Here is a 22,661-nt window from a genome sequence, read left to right on the forward strand (position 1 = left end):
CGCTCCCACAGGTGATCGCATATCCCTGTGGGAGCGAGCCTGCTCGCGATGGGGGCGGTGGGATTATTTAGGCCCGAGAATCTTCACCAACTTGTCTGGCGACGGCGCGCCTTGCTGTTGTTGCAGCTGGCCCTTGTCATCCATGTAGAAAATCGCCGGGGTGGCGGCCAGTTCCAGGTCTTCCATCAACTTCATGTTCGCCGCGAATTTCGCCTGAATCGCCGGTGGCACGTCTTTCAGCGCCTTGAGCGAACTGTCCTTGCCGGATTTCTCGTGCTCTTCCAAGGCTTTCTGCGGGTCCTTGGCGGCCAGCAGCGCGGCGGATTTGCCTGGGCTGTCTTCGCGAATGATGCCCACCATGATGTGCCGCAACTGCACCTTGCCCGCCGTCACCCACGGCCGCGCCTGTTCCCAGAACATGTTGCAGTACGGGCAATTCGGGTCACTGAACAGGTAGACGATTCGCGGTGCATCCTTGTTGCCGTCACCGATCCAGTTGCTCGCTTCCATCTTGCCCCAGATTTCCTTGGCCATTGGCGCATACACCAGTTTCTGCAACGGCGCGCTGCTCAGGTCATTGCCTTCGGCGTCGTACAGGTTACCCAGCAACACATGTTTGCCGTCCGGGGTGAGATAGAGCGCCATGCCGCGGTTCTGGTATTGCGCCGCGTAGCCGCGCAGACCGTCGGGGGCGTCGAACTGGCCGACGATTTTCGCGCCCTTGGCTTCGATCTTCTTGATCGCTTCAGGCAATTCTTCGGCCTGTACCAACGGCAGGTGCAGCAACGCAGCACCCAGGGTCAACGTCAGCAGGTGGCGGAGGCGAGGCATGGCAGTTTCCTTGAAGGCGTGGCCGAGGTGGCCGGGTTCGGGGTGTCGAAGTTTTCCAGGGCGCGGGCCAGGCTGGCTTCAGAGAGCTCGCCCAGATGGCTGCCCAGCAGGTGCCCATCGGGGCTATAGAACAGCGTAGTCGGCAATGCCATGGAACCCACGGCATGACTCAATCGACCGCTGCCGTCAAACAGCACATTAGTCAGACTCAAACCCTGGGTCTCGAGGAAGGTGCTGACGCTCTGCATGCTTTCGGCCTGATTGACGAACAGAAAGGTCAGGTCCGGGCGTTGTTGCTGGGCGTTTTCCAGCACCGGCATTTCCCGGCGGCACGGCGGGCACCAGGTGGCCCAAAGGTTGATCACCAGCGGACCGCCCTGATAGTCGCTCAGCTGCACGGTTTGGCCGGCGGCATTGCGCAGGGTGATCTGCGGCAGGCGCGTGCCTTGTTCGTAAAGACTCAGGGAGAACGTTGCCAGCAACCAGAACGCCAGACCACTGACCACGCCAAAGCCCAACGGCCGGCGCAGGCCCGGGCGACGCCAGCCTCGATATAACGCGGCGAGCAACAGTACGAGCACCCCCGGCCAGGCGAGGAAACCGCCATCGCGCAGGTCGATGATCTGCCACGGATCGTTGCGATAGTGCGCCCAGTAGGCGATCACGAAACCGACCCGGGCCGCCAGCATGCCCAGCAGGAACAGGCTGAACAGCACCGACTCCGGGTTCTCGCCGCCGCGCTTGGCCACCCGCCAGCCGACAAAAGTCGCCAGCGCCAGGGCACTGATCAGCAGCAGGTGATTAAGCGCGATGGCAAAGGTGCCGAGGGTAAAGGTCAGCATTAACGAGCGTCTCGGGTGGTGGTCCAGCGTTGCAGGAAAGTGCCGGCATCGACCTCACCGGTGATGCGCTGGCTGCGGCGCTCGATGCCGTCGGTGCCGATCCACAACAGGCTTGGCGGCCCTGGCACTTTATAACGGCCGAGCAGTTCGCGGCTGGCGGCATTGTCGGCGGTGACGTCCAGCCGTAGCAAGCGCACATCGCTGAGCGCTTCCAGCACGTGTGGTTTGGCGAAGACCTGTTTCTCCATGACTTTGCACGACACACACCAGTCAGCGTAGTAGTCCAGCAGCACCCACTGACCCTGTGCCTTGGCCGCGTCGAGTTCGCGTTGCAGGGCGGCGGGCGCTTTGATCGTCGTGAATGCATCGTGAGCGTTCGGCGCCGCGGTGCCGGTGCGACTGGCGCTGTACACCTGCAGCGGCTGATACGGATCGTCACTGCCGCCCGCCGCACCGACCATCAGCAGACTGCCCCACAGGCCCAGCAACAGCGAACTGGCGCCGAACAATTGCGCGACTCGGCCGAAGCCTTCGGACTGCTTCCAGGCGCTGTAGGCGGCAATCAACAGTAAGGCACCGCACAAACCGACCCACAGCGACTCATCCAGCACCGGCCGCAACATCAGTAACGCCGTGGCGAGGAACAGGAAGCCGAACACGCCTTTAAGCAGGTTCATCCACGCGCCGGGTTTGGGCAGGAAGCGATTGCCGACAGTCACCAGCAACAACAGCGGCACACCGATGCCAATGCCCATGGCGAACAGAATCAGCCCGCCGTGCAGCGCATTGCCGCTCTGTGCGATGTAGAGCAGGGCGCCCGCCAGCGGCGCGGTCATGCACGGGCCGACCAACAGACCGGACAACGCCCCAAGCACACCTGCACCGATCAGGCTGCCGCCGCTGCGGCTGCGCGAGGCGTGTTCCAGCCGGTCACGCAGCGCCGCCGGCAATTGCAGTTCGAAGAACCCGAACATCGGCAGCGCCAGCACCACAAACACCGCTGCAAAAGCACCGAGCAGCCACGGGTTCTGCAGCCATGCCTGAAGGTTTGCCCCTAACAATACCGCCACCACCCCCATCGCTGCGTACACCAACGCCATGCAAATCACATAACTGCTGGCCAGCACGAAGCCTCGTCGCGGTGTGGCGCCGCTGCCGACAATCATTCCGGCGAGGATCGGCAGCATCGGCAGCGAACAAGGCGTGAACGCCAGCAGCAGGCCGAGGCCGAAAAATACCAGCAGACTCCAGCCTGGCGCCCGCTGCTGCAGGTTGCTGGCCAAGGCTTGATCCGGTGCTTCGCCGTTCATCGCCGCTGCCGCGTTGCCCCCGAGGTCGATGACCCGGGTCTGTGGCGGATAACACAAACCCGCGTCGGCGCAGCCCTGGTAACCGACCTTGATCTGGCCGCTGGCCGTCGCCGGAATCTTCAACTCCAACCCCTGGCGATAGACCGGTTGCTCACCGAAAAACTCGTCACTGTGGGACTCGCCTTCGGGCAATGCCGGCGCGTTTTCTGCGGCGAGCCCGTCCAGTTTCAAGCGCTTTTGATACAGGTAATAGCCGTCGGCAATTTGCCAGAACACTTGGGTTTCACCGGATTCCAGACGTTCGGAGGTGAGCGTGAACGCCTTGTCGACCGGCAGAAACTCAGGTTTCGTGTCAAAAGGATTATTTCCGGCCTGAGCCAGGGCCGACACCAGCAGAGCCAGCAACAGAAAAAAATGACGCATGAATGAGACCCTGTCCCTGTGCAAGTGAGGTGCACAGTGGAGGGCGGCGATTAACCAATGATTAACCGCCTCCCGCTTATACGTCGACAGGACGAATCTGCACGCTAATGTTTCGGATCTCTGCCGGTACTCAGTCGCGCAACAGCCCGGGCCAGTTGGAGTTAGTGATGGTGGTCGCACCTTTGATCAACCGGTCTTGCTGGATGTTGTAAATCAAGTACTGGTTGTTGGTCAGAAAGATATACCAGTAGCTGTCTGCGAAAGTCCGGTCATTTTGTGCGGCAGTGATGATTCGGTCTTTATAGTGCTCCAGTCCGGGCATCGTGTTGTAAGTGATGGCTTCGTGAGTCAGTTTTTGTTTGAGGTAATTGAAGTTTATATAATGTCCGTCATTCAGAAGGAATTTGAATAACTTTGGATGTCCAGCTATTTGCCACCATGTTCCGGCGACTATTTTGTCGAAATACGGGAGGATCGGGGCCCAGATTGAGCTGGCTACCTTGGAAACGTTGGCGACCTTGTCGCTATCCTGATCGTACTTGCACACCATGGGGGTGCCGTCTTTGGTATAGAACAACCATGCAATATCCTCGTCGGTGCCAGTATTCCAGCCTATCGAAGTAGTCGTGAAGCCAAAGCGCAACTCTTCAATTTGGCTAATGGTGTCCCACCTGCCGGCGACAGCAGTCGGATATCCTGCCGGCACTTCATGATCGCCAATATTAAATCGAGAGTAGGTGTTTGTGTCCTTGAAGAAGAAAAAAATGCGATCCGGGCCCGAGCGCCAGTCAATGGCGACAAAGTTTTTTAATTGTGGCATTAATTAAGTCCTTTTAATAAGTATAGATTGGTTAGTTGCGGAATTAGACTAGCTTGAAGTTGTGATGTGTTGAATTCGATTTATAAGGCATTTTGTTTCGGCTGAATGATTCAACACGACAATGTGTGATTGCTCAGTCAATGGGTTGACGCGTTTCTGAAAAGACCGATATTCGCAGCCCTGCTTCTCGTCAGTGACGATGCTTGCCATAATTGCGGCTTAATCGTGCTCTGCTTAACTCGCCTTTTTTGCTTACGGAGCTCCCATGCACGTACTGGTTTGCGAAGACGATGAGCTGATCGCCAGTGGCATTGTTGCCGGGTTGACCGCTCAAGGCCTGACCGTCGAACACGTCGCTAGCGCCTCCAAGGCCCGGGCCATGCTCAAAGTCGCGGAATTCGACGTCATGGTGCTCGATCTCGGCCTGCCCGATGAAGACGGCCTGAAGCTGTTGCAGCAGTTGCGCCACCAAGGCCTGGAAATCCCGGTACTGATCCTCACCGCCAGGGATTCGGTCACCGACCGGGTCGACGGCCTGCAAGCGGGCGCCGACGACTACTTGCTCAAACCGTTCGACCTGCGCGAACTCGCTGCGCGTCTGCACACCTTGCTGCGACGAGTGGCGGGGCGCAGCGTCAATCTGATCGAGCACGGTCGTTTGACCTACGACCCGAGCAGTCGCGAAACCCTGCTCGGCGGCCAATCGGTGGATTTGTCGCGCCGTGAGCAATCGCTGTTGCAAGCCTTGTTGCACAACCGCGGCCGGGTCCTGTCCACCGAGCAACTGAAGGACAGCGTCTACGGTTTCAATGACGAACTGGAGAGTAATGCCCTCAACGTCCATATCCATCACCTGCGGCGCAAACTCGGCAACGGTATCGTCGAGACCGTGCGCGGCCTGGGCTATCGTCTGGGGCCGGCCGATGGCGGAGAACAATCGAAGTGATGAGCCTGCGTTTGCGCCTGACCCTGACCCTCGGCGCTGCCTTCGCGCTGATCTGGGCTCTGGCCGCCGCCTGGATGCTCAGTGATCTGCGCAACCAGATGATGTTTTCCCTCGACCAGCGGTTGGTCGCCTCGGCGCGGATGGTCGCCGGGCTGCTGGAGCAACTGCCAACGTTGCCGAGCAAGGGTGAAGGCACTCATTTCAGCGCTGAACAGCTGAGCATTCCTGGTGGCATGGCCTGTCAGGTCAGTTCATTGCGCGGCGAAATCCTGGCTCGCAGCCACAGCAGCCCCGAACAAACTCTGGAAGCCGAAAAAATGGGCTTCCACGATCAAATGATCGACGGCGCACCCTGGCGCAGCTTCACCCTGGCGCGCGGGGATGTGCGCATTACCACCGCCGACCGACAGATCGAGCGCGAAGCGCTGAACATGTCCATTCTGCTGGCAGCCTCGGTGCCGGTCGGCGTAGCGCTGCTCGGCTGCCTGTGCCTGTTGTGGCTCGGCATCGGTCAGGGGTTGGCACCGCTCAATCGTATGCGCGATGCGCTGATGCGGCGCAGCGCCGATTCTCTGGAGCCATTGCAGATCCAGCCACTGCCCAGCGAACTGCAACCGCTGTTGGAAACCCAGAATCAACTGTTCCAGCGCATCGGCAAGACCATCGAGCGCGAACGGCGCCTGACCGGTGATGCCGCGCACGAGTTGCGCAGCCCGCTGACCGCCATCAAAACCCACCTGCAAGTGGCGCGCATGACCGAAGGCAGCGCCCGGGATCAGTCCCTGGCACGGGCTGAAGAGGGCGCTGACCGGCTGCACCGCACGCTTGAACAATTGCTGCTGCTGGCGCGTGTCGAGGGCAGCCTGTCGTTCGATGATGGCGTGCAATGCAGCGCCGAGCAGGTAGCGAAACTGGCGATTCAGGATGCAGCAAGCGGTGATCGTCAGCGGATCAGGTTTCAGTTGCCGAGTGCATTTTCCGATGCGCCGCTGCAAATGCCCGCGGTGCTGTCGATTGCCGCGTTGCGCAACTTGCTCGACAACGCCCTGCGCCATACCCCTGGCGATGGGGCTGTGGAACTGAGCCTGGAAACCACCGGTGACCGCGTGCACTTTTTGGTGCGCGACCATGGCCCGGGGATTGCTGAAGACGACTTGCAGCACCTGACCCAACGCTTCTGGCGCAATGGCCAGAGCACCGGATGCGGCCTCGGCCTGGCGATAGTCCAGGCCATCGTCCAGCGCTGCGGTTGTACCCTGCATTTCGACAGCCGGCCGGATGGCTTGCGGGTTGAATTGACGATGCCGTTGCAACCGGTCTAACCAACAACACAAAACCCCCTGTAGGAGCTGCCGAAGGCTGCGATCTTTTGACCTTTTTAGAAGCAAGATCAAAAGATCGCAGCCTTCGGCAGCTCCTACATTTATTCTGTGTTGCACACCAAATGTAACGTCTCTCCATTAGCCACCCGGCCTCCCACAGCGTTATCGTCCCCGGCAGCTTTGACTCAATGGATTGAGGTAAACAGCGCCATGGATGCATCGATACACATCTGCAAGGCCACGCCTGCCGACGCCGGCATCATCAGCCGGATCGTCGAGCGTTCCATTCGCGTCGGCTGCGCGTTGGACCATCGCAACGATCCGCGAACCGTCGCCACCTGGACCCACAACAAAACCATCGACCATGTGCAGCCCTGGCTGGCCGAGCCGCGGTTGTACCTGAACATCGCCCTGTTGCAGGACAAACCGATCGGCGTTGCCATGGCGGCGATCAGCGGCAAGGTCGCGTTCTGTTACGTGCAACCGGAATGGTTTCGGCGAGGCGCCGGACAAGCGCTGGTGCACGACCTCGAGACGTGGTTGATCGCTCAGGGTTTGCCTCGGGCGCGGCTCAACAGTACCCGTACCAGCGAGGCGTTCTATCGTCGTTTGGGTTATCGAGCGTGCGCTGAAACCTTCACCGTGGCGGGACTGCACGTCATTCCCATGCACAAGGTGCTGTCGTCGCCTTCATAGAAAGCTGACCGAGGGTCTAAATCCTTGAGGTCCTGATGCGTTTCCAGAACAGGAAAACCTGCAAGTGCGCCCCGTGACCGGAACGCGCACCTGCCCGGTGTGCAGTTTTGGTCACTATCAACAGCGTATTGAGGGATCGAGAGATGTCAGTCGCTACCAGCCTTATCGAAGATCAGCCGGCCCGGATCGTCCTGACGCCTGCGGAGACGCTTTTTCAGTTCAACGAATCGCCGCTGCTGGCCCGTCAGAGTCAGCAAGAGTCGAATGCCCGCAGCTACCCGCGACGCATTCCGCTGGCACTCAAGCGAGCCAAGGGCATTTATGTCGAAGACGTCGAAGGTCGCAGTTTCATCGATTGCCTGGCCGGTGCGGGGACGCTGGCCCTGGGGCACAACCATCCAGTGGTGATCGAAGCGATCCAGCAAGTGCTGAGCGATGAACTGCCGCTGCATACCCTCGACCTGACCACGCCGGTCAAGGATCAGTTTGTTCAAGACCTGTTCGGTTTGCTGCCGCCGGCATTGGCCGCGCAAGCGAAGATCCAGTTCTGCGGCCCCACCGGTACCGATGCGGTGGAAGCCGCTCTGAAACTGGTGCGCACCGCCACCGGGCGCAGCACGGTGTTGTCGTTCCAGGGCGGTTACCACGGCATGAGTCAGGGCGCGCTGAGTCTGATGGGCAGCCTGGGGCCGAAAAAGCCGATGGGTGCCTTGCTCAGCAGTGGCGTGCAGTTCATGCCATACCCTTACGATTATCGTTGCCCGTTCGGGCTCGGCGGCGCGCTGGGGGTGCAGGTCAACCTGAATTACCTGGAAAACCTGCTGAATGATCCAGAAGCCGGCGTGCAATTGCCCGCAGCGGTGATCGTCGAAGCGGTGCAGGGCGAGGGCGGGGTGATTCCCGCCGATCTCGACTGGCTGCGCGGCTTGCGACGCATCACCGAGCAGGCCGGGGTAGCGCTGATTGTCGATGAAATCCAGAGCGGTTTTGCCCGCACCGGCAAGATGTTCGCCTTCGAGCACGCCGGGATCATTCCCGACGTGGTGGTGATGTCCAAAGCCATCGGCGGCAGCCTGCCGCTGGCAGTGGTGGTCTATCGCGACTGGCTCGACACCTGGCTGCCGGGCGCGCATGCCGGGACCTTCCGCGGTAATCAGATGGCCATGGCCGCAGGCTCTGCGGTGATGCGCTACCTGACAGAGCACAAGATTTGTGAGCACGCCGCCGCCATGGGCGAGCGCTTGAGCGAACACCTGCGCATCCTGCAGTGGGATTTCCCGCAACTGGGTGACATCCGTGGACGCGGTTTGATGCTGGGCGTCGAACTGGTCGACCCGACCGGCGCGCCGGACGCCCAAGGTCATCCACCGATATTCGCTCGTCTGGCGCCGCTGGTGCAGCGCGAATGCCTCAGGCGCGGGTTGATTCTCGAGCTGGGCGGGCGTCACGGCGGTGTCGTGCGTTTCCTGCCGCCGCTGGTGATCACTGCCGCCGAAATCGATCGGGTGGCTGACATTTTCGGTAGGGCCATGGCCGCAGCCACCGCCAGCCTCTAAATTTTTTGGTGCCTCGAACGTTCCTTCTACATAACGGCTGCGCACGCCGCGCGGCCCACCCTACAGCGATGGAGAGACAGCATGACGTCAGTATTCGACCGCGAAGACATCCTCTTTCAGGTCGTGGTCAACCACGAAGAGCAATACTCGATCTGGCCCGACTACAAAGCCGTACCACAAGGCTGGCGTACTGTGGGCAAGAGCGGCCTGAAAAAAGAATGCCTGGCCTACATCGAAGAGGTCTGGACCGACATGCGTCCACTGAGCCTGCGCCAGAAAATGGCAGAACAGGCGGCCGTGGCTCACTGAGGCATCACCCAAAAAAGAAGCCCGCTGAACCGGTGACGGTCAGCGGGCTTTTTCAGGTCTGGAATCTGTGTTGCCTGTCAGGCCGCCATCGCGAGCAGGCTCGCTCCCACATTTGATCGGTGGTGGTCACAGATTTTGTGATCGACCCAAATCCACTGTGGGAGCGAGCCTGCTCGCGAAGAACGATAACGCGGTCTAACTGACGTTACACCCCGCTCAATCCCTTGATCACCAAATCCACATTCCCCTCCAACTCGGCCACCGGATCCGCCGCATCGACGCTCAACACCACCAACCGACTGCCCGCCCCGGCAATCACCGTTTTCACCGCGTCCGATGGCTGGCGATGATGCAACACCACCGCCACGTCATTGGCTTTGAGGGTTGCGCCCAATTGCGTCAGGGCTTCGGGCGTCCACTCGGCATCCGGCCGTGCATCGAGGCCGACCAGCTCCAGATTAAGGCCGCCGATCAGATAGCCGAAATGATCGCTCAGGCTCATCACACTCAGATTGTCTGCATTGGCCAACCGTGACTCACTGTCGGCGCTGAGCTTGAGCAGGCGCTGTTTGAGCGCCGCCAGGTTGGCGTCGATCTTCGGTTTGGCCGCTGGCGCCAGGCGCACCAGATCTGCCGCCATCACATCCGCCATGCGGCCCATGTTATTGCTGGCCAACCAAGGCTGACTGTTCAAACCGTCAACCTTGCTGCCAGGCTGCACAGCAATGCCGGGCAGGGCGCCGTCCACGGGGCGGGCGGCATCGATTTCAATGATGCGGATATTGCTGCGACGGGCGTTCGGGTACAGCGGGTCGTCCGGCCATAGCGAGCGCAGGCCGATGACCGCATCGGCGTCGATCGCCAGTTTGCTTAGCGCCGGAGCGCCACGGCCGGTGAAGTAGGCGGTCTGTCGGCTGCCGGGAAGGTTCGCTGGCGTCGCACGTTCAAGGTTGACGTCGGTGCCTTTGAGCAGGACCTCGCCCAGGCCGTAAGTGATGGGCAGGGCGGCGAGTACGCGCAATGGTTTGGCGCTATCTGCCGCAAACAGCGGGGTGGTGACCAGCCCACACAAGGCCATGGCCAGGGTCAATTGACGCACAGAAAAAGACATTTATCCGAGGTTCCCTTTCAGACTTGGAACGATGCCGCGAGCAATCGCGGCCAGGGCGAAGGCGATACCGGCCACCAGAATGATCGCGGCACCGGACGGAATGGGTAGATCAAAGACAATCGGCGCGAGAATTCCGCACAGCGTGCTGACCGTGGCGATCAGCACCGAACACCAGAAGAAACCCTTCAGCGACTGACTGAGCAAGCGCGCAGCCGCCGCGGGAATCACCAACAGCGCGCCGACCAGAATGGCGCCGATGACTTTCACCGCCGCCACCGTGATCAGGGTCACCAGAATCACGAACAGGTAATCCAGGGTCTTCACCGCCACACCGCGCACCGCCGCCAGTTGCGGGTTGAAACTGGCGAGCATGATCCGGTTGTACAGCGGCAGGGCCAGCGCCATCACTAGCGAACCGACGATGGCCAATACCAGCAGGTCATTGCCGTTGACCGTCAGCACCGAACCGAACAGCACGTTTTCCAGAATGTGCACGTTGATCTTGCCCGCCAGAATCAACAACAGGCTGGCACCCAAGGCCAACGACACGGAAAGGAACACACCGATCAACGTGTCCGGCGCCAGCCCCGTGCGGTTGCGTAAATAGTTGAGCAAGATGCCAAACAGCAGGCAGTAACCGAACAGGCTGCCATAAGGCCCGGTGTAGGGCTCGCCGAGCAGAATACCGATAGCCACGCCGGTCAGTGCCGCGTGGCCTACGGCTTCGGAGAAAAACGCGAAGCGCTTGACCACCACCAGCGTACCCAGGCCGCCCAGCACCGGGCCGATCAACAGCCCGGCGAGCAGCGCGTTGACCACAAATCCATAGGCCAACGCTTCCGGCAGATAACCCGACGAGGCCCATCCCTGGACCATCAAACGAAAGGCTTCGTAACTCATCAGGCAGCGCTCCGGGGATGGGTCGAGAACAAAGTCAGCAGTCGCTCCGGGGTCAGCGCCTGTTTCGGCGTGGCATCAAACAGCACCCGGCGATTAAGCCCGGTGACCCGGTCCGCCAGGCGCCCGACTGCTTCCAGATCATGCTCGATCCACAGCACGGTAATGCCGCTCTGGCGCCAGTCGCCCAATAGCCGTTCGAACACTTGAATGCCGGCCTCATCGAGGGCCGACATCGGTTCATCGAGCACCAGCAATTGCGGCGCCGGAATCAATCCCTGGGCCAACAAAACGCGCTGGCGCTCGCCGCCGGAGAGGGCGCCCATGCGCCGCTTGCGCTTGTCTTGCATGCCGACCCGTTCCAGTGCCTCGCCGATAGCCGCCGCGTAATGTTTGCTCAAGCCGAGGAACGCCGGGCGCCGCTGGCACATGGCGGCCATGAAATCGTCGACAGTCATCGGTAAACCGCGATCGAATTCCAGCGCCTGGGGCACGTAGCCGATGATCCCGGGTTCACCGGGCCATTGCAGGCTCAAGCGGCCCTGATGCGGCATTTGCCCCAGCAGGGTCTTGATCAGCGAACTCTTGCCGCCACCGTTTGGTCCAACCAGTGCATGCACGCTGGCGGGCCGGACCTGAAAGGTCACCTTGTCGAGGATCGTCGTGCGGCCCAGCGTGAGGCTGACCTCGGCGAAATCCAGCGTCGGCCCCGAAACCTGTGGGAGCGGCGGTGCGACGATTCGACTTGCTCGCGAATGCGGTGTGTCATTTAACGATGATGTTGACTGACTGGACGCTTTCGCGAGCAGGCTCGCTCCCACAGGGGATTCGGGGGTGGTCGGGCTGATGGTTTCTTTAGCCGTCATGCGCCGGACTCCTGAATCGCCCGGACCACGGTATTGAGGTTGCCGGTCATTTCTTTTTCGTACTTGTCGGCGGTGTATTCGCCATAGGAAATGTGCGACAGCGGATACAGTTTCACCCCGGACTCACGCTGGATGGTCTCGACGTAAGTGGACGGGAAATCCATCTCCGAAAAAATCACTTTCACGTCCAGTTCCCGCAGTTGATCGATGGTTTTTTTCAGCTGGCTGGGGCTCGGTTCGATTCCGTGGGCCGGCTCGACCACGGCGGTCACTTCCAGACCGAACTCGCGCAGCAAATAGTCGTAGGCGGCATGCACCGTGGCCACGCGCAGCTCGGCGTTCGGTGCCAGGGTCAGTTTTGCCAAGGCGTCGGCGCGCATCTGCCGCAGGCGTTTGCCGTAGGCGCGGGCGTTTTGGGTATAGGTTTTGGCATTGCTCGGATCGAGCTTGCCCAGTTCCCGGGCGATGTTGTTGACCTGGGCGATGGAGGCGCTAATCGACAGGAACGTGTGCGGGTTGACCACCTTGCCAGCGCCCCGGGCAGCGACGCCGGTGGCGGCGAGCAGGGGCACGTTTTCGTTGGCTTCGATCACCTTGATGTTCGGGGTTTCGCTGGCGGCGATCATGCGGTCGGCGAAGTCGTCATGGCCCACGCCGTTGAGTACAACCACGTCCAGCCCGCTGATGCGTTTGATGTCTTCGGCCCGTGGCTCGTAGGCATGCGGGTTGAAACCGGCCGGGATCAGCGGCACCACCTCGGCCTTGTCGCCGACGATGTTGGCCACGTAGCTGTAATAAGGGTGCAGGGTGATGCCGATGCGCAGGCGCTTGGTTTCGTCGGCACTGGCCCAGGGCGTCAGCAAACAGGCAAACAGGCCGACCACTAGCAGGCGAAAAAAGGACTGGCGTTGAGATGAGCTAGGCATGGGAAAGCGGTCTTCTCTCGGGTGAAGGCGAGGGTTCAATGCCGATGCTGGCGGGTGACGCCGGCATCGAATTGCGCGACGATCTGCTGCCAGCCGGCACCGTTGAGCGCAGCGTCGGTGAGATCGTTCGGAGCAGGGAGGGCGCTGCCGCGGTTGAGCCAGATGTCCGGCGCCCAGTCGTCTTCAGCGGTCAAACGCATCAAAAACGAACCGGCAACGGTTGGGCTCTGGCTCCGGCCGAAGTACGCCTTGGCGTTCAGCAACTGCCAGGCATGGCCGCCACGGCTGACAGAACTGGCGTCCTGGGCAAACGGTGCAAAGCCTTCATCGGCGAGAGTGGCGGGCGTGGGCAGCGCCTGTTGTTCCTGACGCAACAGATGAATTTCATCCAGCGTGACCCGCAGGTCGGCGTAAATACCTTGCTCGGAGGCGCTCAGATCACGACGGGCATCCAGCTGATGGCTGCCCACGCTGCTCACCTCCTGAGCCTCGCCACGCCAGGCGACTACCGAGCCGGCAGCCGCCAGGATCATCAGGCACAACAGCAACACATAAAGGGTTTCATGGCCGGCACCGGCCGGGCGCACAACTTGGGTGGTGGGCGAGGTCATGCTCATGTTCAGGGCGCCTCGATGTCGGCTTGGTCGATCTCGACGACATGGCCGGGACCGGCGTCGAACAGCACATAGAACTCAGAGCCGGGCTTCTTGAACGTCAGGGTCGAATCGGTGCCGAGTTTGCCCGGCACCAAAATGGTTTCGTCGTAGCCGATCACGTCCAGGGTCACTCCTGGCGCGCCGCTGCCGTCGGAAAAACCGCCGGTGCATTGAATCTGTTCGGCGTCGATGGCCTTGCATTCACACATCGGGTTGTGGGCCAGGGCGCTGGCGCTGAAGGCGGCGCAGAACATGAATAAAACGGGGCGAAAAGCGTTGATCATGGTTTGCCTCCTTGTTTGTTCAACCATGCGAGGGTGGCCGGGGATGCCTGGCTCAGGGGGATGGACGCTTGATGCATGGCGCCGTCCCAGCCTTCCATGGTGATCCACAGCTCGGCATCGGTTTTGGTCTTTTCAGGCACCGGCAGCATCGCGCCCATGCGGTACGGCGTACCGAAGAAAATCACCCCGGCCGCGCGCAGGCTGCGGGGTTTGCCGATGCGCAGGTAAGTCGCCTTGACCTGATCGCGACAGCGCTCGCACAGCGTTGCGTTGAAGCCTTTCATGTAGCCGGCGGGGCCGGTCAATCGCGGCGCTTCGTTGCGCAGTTCGGCCAGTTGCAGGCTCCAGGGGCCGACCTGGATTTGGCCGATTTCCCGCTCCCCCAGTCCGCTGTCGCCGCGAAACAGCGAGGCGTCGGCAAAGTATTCAGGCATGAAGCCCAAAGGGATCAGCAGCAAGAAAATGTTGATGTGGAAGCGCCATTTGCGCCAGAGCAGGCTCGCCCGGGAAGGCTGCGGTGCAGTGATCGTCTTGCTCACAGGTTGCCCTCCGGCGTCTGTTGGTTCATGACCGTTTGCGGTCTCGACACCGGGCGTGGGGCCTTGTTGCTGCGCTTGAACGCATTGGCGGTGGCCAGGGCGGTGCGTTTGGTCCAGATCAGCAACCCGCTGAGCACCATCATGCTCAGCAACAAACCGAAGAAGAACCAGATCAGCTTGATCCAGATCCCGCCAAAATCACCGGTGTGCAACGGACGCATCGACTCGGTCACGAACTCCAGGCCGGTGCGATCGGTCAGCAGTCGCGTGCTGGCAATATCGCCGTTGTACGGGTTGACCTCGGCCGTCTGGAACATCAGCGGATACCAGCTTCGACCGCCGACCGAGAGGTGGCTGTAGGCGTTACCCGGCAGGGTGACGAAACTGGCGTCAAGTCCGGGGATTTGTTCCTGAGCGACCTTGATGGCCTGTTCCAGGCTGATCATCGGGGCCGGCTTGCCGGTGCTGGTCAACGGCACGCTTTCGCGCGAAACGACCGACACCACGGGTTCCGTGGTAATCGAAATCTGGTTATCGAACAGAATCGCCTTGATCAGGAACCAGACACCGGTGATCGAGATCACCGCGATGAACCAGATCGACCAGATGCCGCTGAGCCGATGAAAGTCGCCCCAGAAAATCCGCGCGCCATGACGAATGCGCAGGGTCGGCCGGAAAAAGCCTTTCCAGAACCGTTTGTAGACCACCAGCCCGGTCACCAGCGACGCCAGCATCGGCAGCGCGAGGAACGACACCAGATACCAGCCCCAGCTGTAGCCGTTGGTGAACGGCACCAACCACCAGCCATGCAGTGCGCGGGTGAACGCCTTGAAATTGAATGGTGGGGCAGTGCCCTGAATCACCCCGCTGTAGGGGTTCACGTAGACCGTCACCGAGCGTCCGTCCGGGTAAGTGACGTCCACGTCCAGGGCGAAATGCGACTCGTCGGGGCGACTGATGCCCTGGACCAGCGTCTGGGGTTCGGCCTTTTTGATGGCGGCGATGATCTCGTCGTAATTGAGCCGCGGCGCATCGTCCGAAGGCGGGCTGGCGCGCATTTGCGGGTTGGCCAGCCAGACGATTTCCTGACTGACCACCGCCAGCGTGCCGGTCACACAGACGATCAATACAAAGAACCAGATGGGCAGCGCCAGCCAGCCATGGACCAGAAACCAGAGTTTTGAGCGGGATTTCTTCGACATGATTAAAGGTCTTGTTTCGATGAGAGGACCTCTGCTGCGGGCTTCCCAGCGTTGCGGTCCATGAAAGGTCCGGCCGTGGCTTTTGCCTACGCGACCGACTGCATCTAAATAAGACGTATGAGCATCGGAAATCCCGAAAGGGGATATGAAAGTAAATGTTTCGTGTTTCTGTCTTGGGTGGGTTTGCTCGTGAATGGGGCCTGACAGTCGACATTGAAGTTGAATGTAATGGCCCCATCGCGAGCAGGCTCGCTCCCACACTGGATCGGCGGCGTACACATAATGTGCGTTCAACACCGATCAACTGTGGAAGCGAGCCTGCTCGCGATGGGGCCGGATCGGACACTGAAGCCCTCAACCCTGCTTAAACATCTCCTTGGCCCGCTGTTCGATCTGTTCCTGAGTCAAATCCTCCTTACGCGTGGCCAGAAACCACAAATGCCCGTAGGGATCCTTCAAGGTCCCCGAACGGTCGCCATAAAACTGATCCTTGACCTCGGACACCACCGTGGCGCCAGCATCGATGGCCTGTTTATAGGACTTGTCCACATCGTTTACATACAGATGCAGCCCCACGGACGGCGACTTGTCCGGGTTGCTCAATGGACCCTGGTCGCAGGGTGTGCCAAGCATGATCGGGCAGTCGCCGATACGCAGTTCGGCATGCCCGATGCCGCCATCGGGCATGGCCAGGCGCATGACTTCGGTGGCGCCAAAGGCTTTCTTGTAGAAGTCGATGGCTTCGGCAGCTTTTTGAATGCCCAGATAAGGGGTGATGCTGTGATAACCCTCTGGAATAGGTTTGACGCTCATGACGGTTCTCCTTTTATTGTGGGGTTAAGGTGTTCCTTCGCCGATTTCCGGTCGAATAACTATAGGTCAGCCCCTTCCCCGTAACCGAGTGCCCGACGAGCAGCAGTGCCATCGTTCAGCTATCAATCGAGCATCTAAATCCTCGTCGACTGACAGGACGCCTTCGCGAGCAAGCCCGCTCCCACAGGAAATCTCCACTGATTACAAAATTTGCATTCGACGCCGATCAAATGTGGGAGCGAGCCTGCTCGCGATAGCCGCGCCGCTATTCCCGATCAACCCCCGACTCAAGCAACTGCGCCCCCGGCCCGCGTTCCCCGAGCACATCTCCAAAGTTACGCAGCGGACACGCCTCCATCGACAAACACCCGCACCCGATGCAGCCATTGAGCCTGTCCCGTAGCAGGGTCAGTTGATTGATCCGCTCATCCAGATCCCGACTCCACTGTGCCGACAGCACTTTCCAGTCCGCCGCTGTCGGTGCACGGTTGTCCGGCAGGGATTTGAGGGCCTCGCCAATCTCCGCCAACGGAATCCCCAGGCGCTGGGCCACTTTGATCAGCGCCACCCGGCGCAACACTTCCCGCGGATAACGCCGCTGATTGCCCTGATTGCGATTGCTTTTGATCAGCCCTTTGGATTCATAGAAGTGCAACGCCGTGACCGCCACACCGCTGCGGGCGGCCACTTGGCCGACGGTCAGTTCTTTATGCAGGTTTTGCGAGGTGATCATTTAAAAAATGCCCCTTGACCTCTAGTTAGCTCGAGGTTTTACCCTGCAGGCCTTCGGGTCGCAAGATCCGGCTTACAGTGAGTGGGGACTATTCATGCACGCGCCAGAGAAGAATCGCAGCTTCACCCAACTGATCGAATTCGAGATCCAACCCCATCAACAGACCGCGCTGGTGTCGGCGCTGTCGGCACACACCGAACGTCTGGCCCAGGGCTACCCGGGCTTTCTGAGTGCCAGTATCCAGGTCAGCGACGATGGCCGGCGGGTGCTCAATTACCTGCAATGGCAATCCCGCGAAGCAGGGGAGGCCGCCTTTCAGAGCTTTGAAAGCGGCGAGCAGGATTTCTGGCAGCTGATTCGCGCCCACCAGGCTAGAACCGTCACCTTCGGTTCATTCCAGGTGCTGCATAGCCTGGCGCTTAGCCATGATCACGCGCTGCACTGCACACTGATCGGCTAGATCGACAACTGCATCAAACGCTCGCCCTGCAGATTTTCCGTCGGCCGGCGTTTGTTCACCGCCAGTTCGCCGATCTTGATCAGCCGGGTTCGGGTTACGTTGCGGCTCAGCCCCAGCAGCGCGGCAGTGTGCACCTGGTTGTAGTGGCTGAAGCGATAGGCTGCCCGCAACAACGCATCTTCGACTTTCTCGTGCAGCGCGCCGGCCTGTTCCTCGAAGAGCTTTTGGAAGGCCCGATCGAGCAAGGCTTCCGGTGAGTCGTCGACGTTGGCTTGATAGTCGTCCTGACGCTCGATGCGCATGTTCGACAGGCGCAAATCATCGCGTTCGATCACACCGTTGCGGCAAATCAACAGGGTGTGGTGAATGACGTTTTCCAGTTCGCGGATGTTGCCCGGCCAACTGTAACTGCGCAGTTTGTGCTCGGCCTCTTTGCTGATGGTGATGCTGCCGTAACCCAGGCGCTGGCTGTAGGCTTCAATGAAATGCCGGGTCAGTGGCAGGATATCGCCGGGACGCTCACGCAACGGGCTCAGTTCCAGGCTGACCACGTCGAGGCGGTAATACAGGTCCTCGCGAAAGTGCCCGGCATTAATGGCTTTCTCCAGTTGCACGTTGGTTGCCGCCAGCACTCGCACATTGATGGGAATGCTCTTGCGCGACCCCAGACGCACCACTTCGCGCTCCTGCAATACACGCAGCAGTTTCACTTGAATCGCCATTGGCAGATCGCCAATTTCGTCAAGAAACAAAGTCCCGCCATCGGCCTCTTCGAACCAGCCGGCCTTGGCGCTCAGCGCTCCGGTGAAGGCACCTTTTTCATGGCCGAACAGCTCGGCCTCCACCAGCGATTCGGAGAAGGCGCCGCAGTTCACCGCCACAAACGGGCGGTTGCGGCGGGCGCTGAGGTTGTGGATATGCCGCGCCACCAGTTCCTTGCCGGTGCCGGTTTCGCCAATGATCAGCACGCTGGCTTCACTCGGCGCGACCTGCTGCAAGTGCGCGAGCAGGGCCTGGGATTTCGGGTCTTCGAACACCTGCGCCGTGGCGCGGATCGAGGTGGCCAGGGCGGGCGAGGGCGGTAAGGTCAGCAGTTGCATGGGGCAGGCTCCATGAGTTGAAAGCTATGAATAGAAGGTCGGCGTCGGCAGGGACTGGTTCAGTGCCCAGTCACCCAGTTCATGGAGTTTGTAATCCAGCGGATCGTGCAGGGTTTGCGTGCGCAGATTGCGCCAGTGACGGTCCAGTCGCAGTGAGGCATGCGTCGAGCGGGCGCCGGTCACTTCGAACAGGCGGCTGCACAGCTCCAGACCGTTGCGGGTCGCGGCGACCTTGGCGGTGGCGATGGCGGTGGCCAGATGTCCGCGTTCCTCGTCGCTCAGATTCGGACCCTTGGCCCAAGCCTTGTCGAGCGATTCGGCGGCGCGTTGCAACTGTCGACCTTGGCGAACTCGCGCACGATGTTCAGGGTTTCACTCCAGCTGGCGCCAAGGCCGCCGTACCGGACAGGAATGCTTGAAACGATCAGGCCGCTGTGGCGCAAGGCGTCACGTTCGGCTTTCGGCGTACCGCCGCGTTCATCGCGCTCGACGGCGGTCAGGGCAAACCCGGCAGCCAGCTGGCGAGCGATCTGCAAGGGAGACAACGGAGCGCTTAGTGGCTTGGCAGTCACGCAGGTGTTCCTTTTTTCAAGCGGACAACCGTAGGAGCTGCCGAAGGCTGCGATCTTTTGATCTTGATCTTCAGTGACCTCTCGGGCCTCAAAAGATCGCAGCCTTCGGCAGCTCCTACGGGACCGGGGTCATGATCAGGCTTTGGCGTGAGCCGGCAGCACATCATTGGCGATCATTTCGCCAAACGGCCCGGTGAGGTTGGTGACGCCACGTCCGGCCAGGCTGGCATACGGCTCGGGCAGCAGCGGGAACACCAGTTCGGCAAAGCGATAAGCTTCTTCAAGGTGTGGGTAGCCGGAGAAGATGAAACTCTCAATCCCGAGGTCCGCGTACTCCTTGATCCGCGCCGCCACTTGCTGCGGGTCGCCCACCAGCGCAGTCCCGGCACCGCCGCGCACCAGACCGACACCGGCCCAGAGGTTGGGCGAAATCTCCAGATTGTCGCGACGGCCGTCATGCAACGCAGCCATGCGTCGCTGGCCTTCGGAGTCGAAGCGCGAGAACGACTTCTGCGCCGCCGCGATGGTCTCGTCGCTGATGTGCTCGATGAGTTTGTCGGCGGCTTTCCAGGCCGCTTCGGCGGTTTCACGGACGATCACATGCAGGCGAATCCCGAACTTCACCGTACGACCGTTTCGCGCCGCGCGCTCTCGCACATCGGCGAGTTTTTCAGCCACGGCGGCGGGTGGTTCGCCCCACGTCAGGTAAACGTCGACCTGCTCGGCAGCCAGATCATGAGCGGCCTCGGAGGAGCCACCGAAATACAGTGGCGGATAAGGTTTCTGCACCGGTGGGTACAGCGCTTTGGCATTCTGCACCCGTAGGTGTTTACCTTCGAAATCCACCGATTCACCTTGCAGCACCCGCCGCCAGATCTTCAGGAATTCATCGGTGACTTCGTAGCGCTCGCTGTGATCGAGAAAACTGCCATCGCCACGGTTTTCATCCGGGTCGCCGCCGGTCACCACGTTGATCAGCAAACGGCCGCCGGACAGTCGATCCAGGGTCGCGGCCATGCGTGCCGAGACTGTCGGCGAAATAATCCCCGGACGGATCGCGACCAGATACCGCAGGCGTTCGGTCAACGGCACCAGGGCCGAGGCGATCACCCACGAGTCCTCGCAGGAGCGTCCGGTGGGAATCAGCACGCCGTGGTAACCCAGACTGTCGGCAGCCTGGGCCACTTGTTTCAAATAGTTGAGGGTCACCGGGCGCGCGCCCTGAGTGGTGCCCAGGTAATGGCCATCGCCGTGGGTCGGCAGAAACCAGAAAACATCCATGAAGAGATCCTTAAGCGATTTTCAGCAGATTTTTGGGGTGCACGCCGAACAACGGCGCCGCGCGTTCTGCAGCAAGACGAATGCGGGCCTTCAAGGGCTCACTGGTTATTTGATAATTGGAGAAGTCGGCTTCGGTGGCGTACACGCCAATCGGCAAGGTCAGGGCCTGGAAGAAACTGAACAGCGGCCGCAACTGATGATCGAGCACCAGCGCGTGACGTTCGCTACCCCCGGTGGCCGCCAACAACACTGGGGTGTCGATCAGCGCGTTGAGGTCGATCAGGTCGAACAGGTGCTTGAGCAGGCCTGGGTAGGAATCGCGATAAACCGGCGCAGCGACAATCAGCAGATCGGCGCTTTCGATTGCTTGCAGCTCGGCTTCGATGTCGGCGCTCAGTTCCTGGCGTGACAGTGCCGCTCCGAGTGGTCGGGCGATATTGCCCAGTTCGATCAACGTGCTCTCGATCGGCAGCTGCTCGGCCAGTTCGGCCAACAGCGCTTGGGTCAGCACCAAGGTGCGAGACGGGCGCCAGGTACCGCCGGAGAGGGCAACGACTTTCAATGTGCGCGACATGATCAGTTCCTTTTTAAACAGTTGCTGTGGAAGCAGTGAGTAGTCACCGGGGTTATTCCCCTCCTCAGCAAGAGCTGTACCAATCCCTGGGAGCCCCGTTTTCCGTGGCTTTCAGCGCGTTGGCTGGTAAACGCTGTTCGATTTGACGGGGTGTTTGTTGAATGACTATTGCCAGGCAAACAGTTGCGTGAGCAACAGTGCGTGAAGCGACGAAGTTGTTTATAAAGGTTCTCTTATATTCCGTAAAAGATCGTAAATTAATATTTATATGCAATTTGGAAATATAAAGCTGATATAGGCGCTGCCGAACGCTGCGATCTTTTGATCCGATACCCACTATCGAGAACGTTGATTTCTACCCTTCGAGCGGCGCGGGTAGCCTGTGTTCATTGCCCCGAACCCAGATATCCGGACGCCCGAAATGAAATCTCTGCTCGCCACTTTCTTGCTGCTTGCCATCGCCGTTCTCGCCGGGTGTGCCAGTCATGTGTCCCCGGAACTGCGGCCCTATACCGCTGAAGAAACCCGGGAACTGGCGCTGGAGGCCTTGAGTCGTCGCGGCTTGTCCTTCGACGAGTACCAGGCGAAGAAAGCCGAACTGCTCGGCCAGCCGCAAAAGTCGTTCAGCTTCGACAAACAAGGCGAGATGAACGCCGAACGCGCAGTACAGCTGCATGGTCGTCCAAGCTGAACAAAGACTGTACTGCTCGAACTTTCACCCAACTGTCCGTGGGTTTCCCTCAAGGCGTGCGATAGGGTCAATACCTGACTGACCCTGATGGACTGCCACCAATGACACTCTCACTCGACCTGCTGCTGGGCTTCGCCCTGTTTGCCCTTGTCACCTCGATTACTCCCGGCCCGAACAACACCATGTTGCTGGCTTCGGGGGTGAATTTCGGTTTTAGCCGCACCATTCCCCATATGCTGGGTATCACCTGCGGCTTCTTCGTATTGGTGCTCGCCGTCGGTTTCGGCCTGGGCGCGGTGTTTCAGACCTATCCATGGCTTTACACTGTCTTGCGCTATGTCGGCGCGGCGTATCTGCTGTACCTGGCGTGGAAGATTGCTCATTCCGGGCCGGTAGCCGAGGGTGAACGGGGCGAGGGCAAGCCGATCAGTTATTTGGGCGCGGCAGCGTTTCAATGGATCAACCCCAAGGCCTGGATCATGGCCATCGGTGCCATCAGCACCTACACGCCGATGCAGGGCTATTTCACCAATGTGATTGTGATTGCGGCCGTCTTCGCCTTGATCAACCTGCCAAGCGTCAGTGTGTGGGCCGGTTGCGGCACACTGTTGCGTAATGTGCTGCGCGATCGCCGCTGGTTGCGGCTGTTCAACTGGGGCATGGCCTTGCTGTTGGTGGCTTCGCTGTATCCGTTATTGCTCGAAAGTTTTAGCTGACGCATTGCTTCAACCGGTTGCCCGATGCCTGTTAAGCTCGACTTCAGGAGCGTTCCTACGCACTTTTAAATGAAGTTGTTCTTCTTTAACGGCCTCCGATCAGGTATTGCTGTCGTTCTGGAAATTCAGCGTCGCTCATGAGGCGGCGCTTTGATATTCCCGGTGACGAGCTTCCTGATCCCGGA

26 protein-coding genes and 1 pseudogene are annotated in these 22,661 nt (G+C 60.2%); 8 read left to right on the forward strand and 19 right to left on the reverse strand.

The features are described 5' to 3' along the window. Nucleotides 1–63: 63 nt before the first annotated feature. The 4 genes from dsbG to KGB14_RS01895 all read right to left on the reverse strand — a co-directional run bounded on the left by dsbG (nt 64) and on the right by KGB14_RS01895 (nt 4,226). Nucleotides 64–831 carry a thiol:disulfide interchange protein DsbG gene (dsbG, locus tag KGB14_RS01880; protein WP_223483840.1) on the reverse strand — a complete coding sequence of 256 codons (768 nt, stop codon included), beginning with the start codon at nt 829–831 and terminating at the stop codon, nt 64–66. Next, the gene (locus KGB14_RS01885; RefSeq protein WP_223483841.1) at nt 807–1,673 is read right to left on the reverse strand and encodes a TlpA disulfide reductase family protein; all 867 of its coding nucleotides are present in this window, start codon (nt 1,671–1,673) and stop codon (nt 807–809) included. Before KGB14_RS01885 ends, dsbG begins: the two co-directional genes overlap by 25 nt. Continuing rightward, the gene (gene dsbD, locus KGB14_RS01890; protein WP_223483842.1) at nt 1,673–3,406 is read right to left on the reverse strand and encodes a protein-disulfide reductase DsbD; all 1,734 of its coding nucleotides are present in this window, start codon (nt 3,404–3,406) and stop codon (nt 1,673–1,675) included. The genes KGB14_RS01885 and dsbD overlap by 1 nt, the downstream gene beginning before the upstream one ends. A gap of 130 nt (nt 3,407–3,536) precedes the next feature. Then, on the reverse strand, nt 3,537–4,226 hold the full coding sequence (locus KGB14_RS01895) for a hypothetical protein (protein ID WP_223483843.1): 690 nt from the start codon (nt 4,224–4,226) through the stop codon (nt 3,537–3,539). Nucleotides 4,227–4,491: 265 nt separating this feature from the next. Between KGB14_RS01895 and KGB14_RS01900 the strand changes: the two genes are divergently transcribed. From KGB14_RS01900 to KGB14_RS01920, 5 genes are all read left to right on the forward strand, one after another. Further along, nucleotides 4,492–5,172: a response regulator gene (locus KGB14_RS01900; protein WP_223483844.1), complete on the forward strand. Its 681-nt coding sequence runs from the start codon at nt 4,492–4,494 to the stop codon at nt 5,170–5,172. Continuing rightward, nucleotides 5,169–6,494, forward strand: a complete 1,326-nt coding sequence (locus KGB14_RS01905; RefSeq protein WP_223483845.1) for an ATP-binding protein — start codon at nt 5,169–5,171, stop codon at nt 6,492–6,494. Before KGB14_RS01900 ends, KGB14_RS01905 begins: the two co-directional genes overlap by 4 nt. Nucleotides 6,495–6,704: 210 nt before the next feature. Further along, nucleotides 6,705–7,190, forward strand: coding sequence for a GNAT family N-acetyltransferase (locus KGB14_RS01910; protein WP_223483846.1), 486 nt, complete (start codon nt 6,705–6,707; stop codon nt 7,188–7,190). Between the two features lie 143 nt (nt 7,191–7,333). Next, entirely contained in the window at nt 7,334–8,746 is a 1,413-nt protein-coding gene (locus KGB14_RS01915; protein ID WP_223483847.1) for an aspartate aminotransferase family protein, read from the forward strand. 81 nt (nt 8,747–8,827) lie between these two features. Beyond that, nucleotides 8,828–9,055: an MbtH family protein gene (locus KGB14_RS01920; RefSeq protein ID WP_223483848.1), complete on the forward strand. Its 228-nt coding sequence runs from the start codon at nt 8,828–8,830 to the stop codon at nt 9,053–9,055. A 205-nt stretch (nt 9,056–9,260) separates the two neighbouring features. Here the strand turns inward: KGB14_RS01920 and KGB14_RS01925 are convergent, their stop codons facing one another. The 10 genes from KGB14_RS01925 to soxR form a co-directional block, all read right to left on the reverse strand. Then, nucleotides 9,261–10,166, reverse strand: coding sequence for a metal ABC transporter substrate-binding protein (locus KGB14_RS01925; RefSeq protein WP_223483849.1), 906 nt, complete (start codon nt 10,164–10,166; stop codon nt 9,261–9,263). After that, nucleotides 10,167–11,066, reverse strand: coding sequence for a metal ABC transporter permease (locus KGB14_RS01930; RefSeq protein ID WP_007906536.1), 900 nt, complete (start codon nt 11,064–11,066; stop codon nt 10,167–10,169). Beyond that, the gene (locus tag KGB14_RS01935) at nt 11,066–11,929 is read right to left on the reverse strand and encodes a metal ABC transporter ATP-binding protein (protein WP_223483850.1); all 864 of its coding nucleotides are present in this window, start codon (nt 11,927–11,929) and stop codon (nt 11,066–11,068) included. The genes KGB14_RS01930 and KGB14_RS01935 overlap by 1 nt, the downstream gene beginning before the upstream one ends. Beyond that, nucleotides 11,926–12,855, reverse strand: coding sequence for a metal ABC transporter substrate-binding protein (locus KGB14_RS01940; RefSeq protein WP_223483851.1), 930 nt, complete (start codon nt 12,853–12,855; stop codon nt 11,926–11,928). The genes KGB14_RS01935 and KGB14_RS01940 overlap by 4 nt, the downstream gene beginning before the upstream one ends. A gap of 35 nt (nt 12,856–12,890) precedes the next feature. Continuing rightward, nucleotides 12,891–13,466, reverse strand: a complete 576-nt coding sequence (locus KGB14_RS01945) for a DUF6162 family protein (protein WP_223483873.1) — start codon at nt 13,464–13,466, stop codon at nt 12,891–12,893. Between the two features lie 8 nt (nt 13,467–13,474). Beyond that, nucleotides 13,475–13,795 carry a hypothetical protein gene (locus KGB14_RS01950; RefSeq protein WP_223483852.1) on the reverse strand — a complete coding sequence of 107 codons (321 nt, stop codon included), beginning with the start codon at nt 13,793–13,795 and terminating at the stop codon, nt 13,475–13,477. Next, the gene (locus tag KGB14_RS01955) at nt 13,792–14,334 is read right to left on the reverse strand and encodes a thiamine pyrophosphate-binding protein (RefSeq protein ID WP_223483853.1); all 543 of its coding nucleotides are present in this window, start codon (nt 14,332–14,334) and stop codon (nt 13,792–13,794) included. The genes KGB14_RS01950 and KGB14_RS01955 overlap by 4 nt, the downstream gene beginning before the upstream one ends. After that, nucleotides 14,331–15,536 (reverse strand): PepSY-associated TM helix domain-containing protein, encoded by a 1,206-nt coding sequence (locus tag KGB14_RS01960; protein ID WP_223483854.1) that lies wholly within the window; start codon nt 15,534–15,536, stop codon nt 14,331–14,333. Before KGB14_RS01960 ends, KGB14_RS01955 begins: the two co-directional genes overlap by 4 nt. A 354-nt stretch (nt 15,537–15,890) precedes the next feature. Beyond that, entirely contained in the window at nt 15,891–16,349 is a 459-nt protein-coding gene (locus KGB14_RS01965) for a VOC family protein (protein WP_223483855.1), read from the reverse strand. A gap of 265 nt (nt 16,350–16,614) precedes the next feature. Then, nucleotides 16,615–17,082: a redox-sensitive transcriptional activator SoxR gene (gene soxR / locus KGB14_RS01970; RefSeq protein WP_223483856.1), complete on the reverse strand. Its 468-nt coding sequence runs from the start codon at nt 17,080–17,082 to the stop codon at nt 16,615–16,617. Between the two features lie 94 nt (nt 17,083–17,176). On the opposite strand from soxR, the gene KGB14_RS01975 reads away from it, so the two are divergent. Then, entirely contained in the window at nt 17,177–17,542 is a 366-nt protein-coding gene (locus KGB14_RS01975; protein ID WP_223483857.1) for an antibiotic biosynthesis monooxygenase, read from the forward strand. Here the strand turns inward: KGB14_RS01975 and KGB14_RS01980 are convergent. The 5 genes and pseudogenes from KGB14_RS01980 to msuE form a co-directional block, all read right to left on the reverse strand. Continuing rightward, a complete protein-coding gene (locus KGB14_RS01980) occupies nt 17,539–18,642 on the reverse strand; it encodes a sigma-54 interaction domain-containing protein (protein WP_223483858.1) in 1,104 nt (367 codons plus the stop codon). The two genes, KGB14_RS01975 and KGB14_RS01980, sit on opposite strands and share 4 nt — an antisense overlap. 24 nt (nt 18,643–18,666) lie before the next feature. Further along, nucleotides 18,667–18,975: pseudogene (locus KGB14_RS28605) on the reverse strand (monooxygenase); the annotation flags it as partial. Beyond that, complete coding sequence (locus KGB14_RS28610) at nt 18,921–19,214, reverse strand: acyl-CoA dehydrogenase family protein (protein ID WP_411740766.1); 294 nt, start codon at nt 19,212–19,214, stop codon at nt 18,921–18,923. The gene KGB14_RS28610 and the pseudogene KGB14_RS28605, both read right to left, overlap by 55 nt. Nucleotides 19,215–19,349: 135 nt before the next feature. After that, entirely contained in the window at nt 19,350–20,495 is a 1,146-nt protein-coding gene (gene ssuD / locus KGB14_RS01990; protein WP_223483859.1) for an FMNH2-dependent alkanesulfonate monooxygenase, read from the reverse strand. A gap of 10 nt (nt 20,496–20,505) precedes the next feature. Further along, a complete protein-coding gene (gene msuE, locus KGB14_RS01995; protein WP_223483860.1) occupies nt 20,506–21,069 on the reverse strand; it encodes an FMN reductase in 564 nt (187 codons plus the stop codon). Nucleotides 21,070–21,490: 421 nt separating this feature from the next. Between msuE and KGB14_RS02000 the strand changes: the two genes are divergently transcribed. Together KGB14_RS02000 and KGB14_RS02005 are read left to right on the forward strand one after the other, a co-directional pair. Then, nucleotides 21,491–21,760, forward strand: a complete 270-nt coding sequence (locus tag KGB14_RS02000; RefSeq protein WP_223483861.1) for a hypothetical protein — start codon at nt 21,491–21,493, stop codon at nt 21,758–21,760. 101 nt (nt 21,761–21,861) lie between these two features. Beyond that, nucleotides 21,862–22,476, forward strand: coding sequence for a LysE family translocator (locus KGB14_RS02005; RefSeq protein WP_223483862.1), 615 nt, complete (start codon nt 21,862–21,864; stop codon nt 22,474–22,476). Nucleotides 22,477–22,661 lie beyond the last annotated feature (185 nt).

Origin of the sequence: Pseudomonas sp. A-RE-19, assembly GCF_019956555.1 — a bacterium.
In the GTDB taxonomy this organism is placed as follows: domain Bacteria; phylum Pseudomonadota; class Gammaproteobacteria; order Pseudomonadales; family Pseudomonadaceae; genus Aquipseudomonas.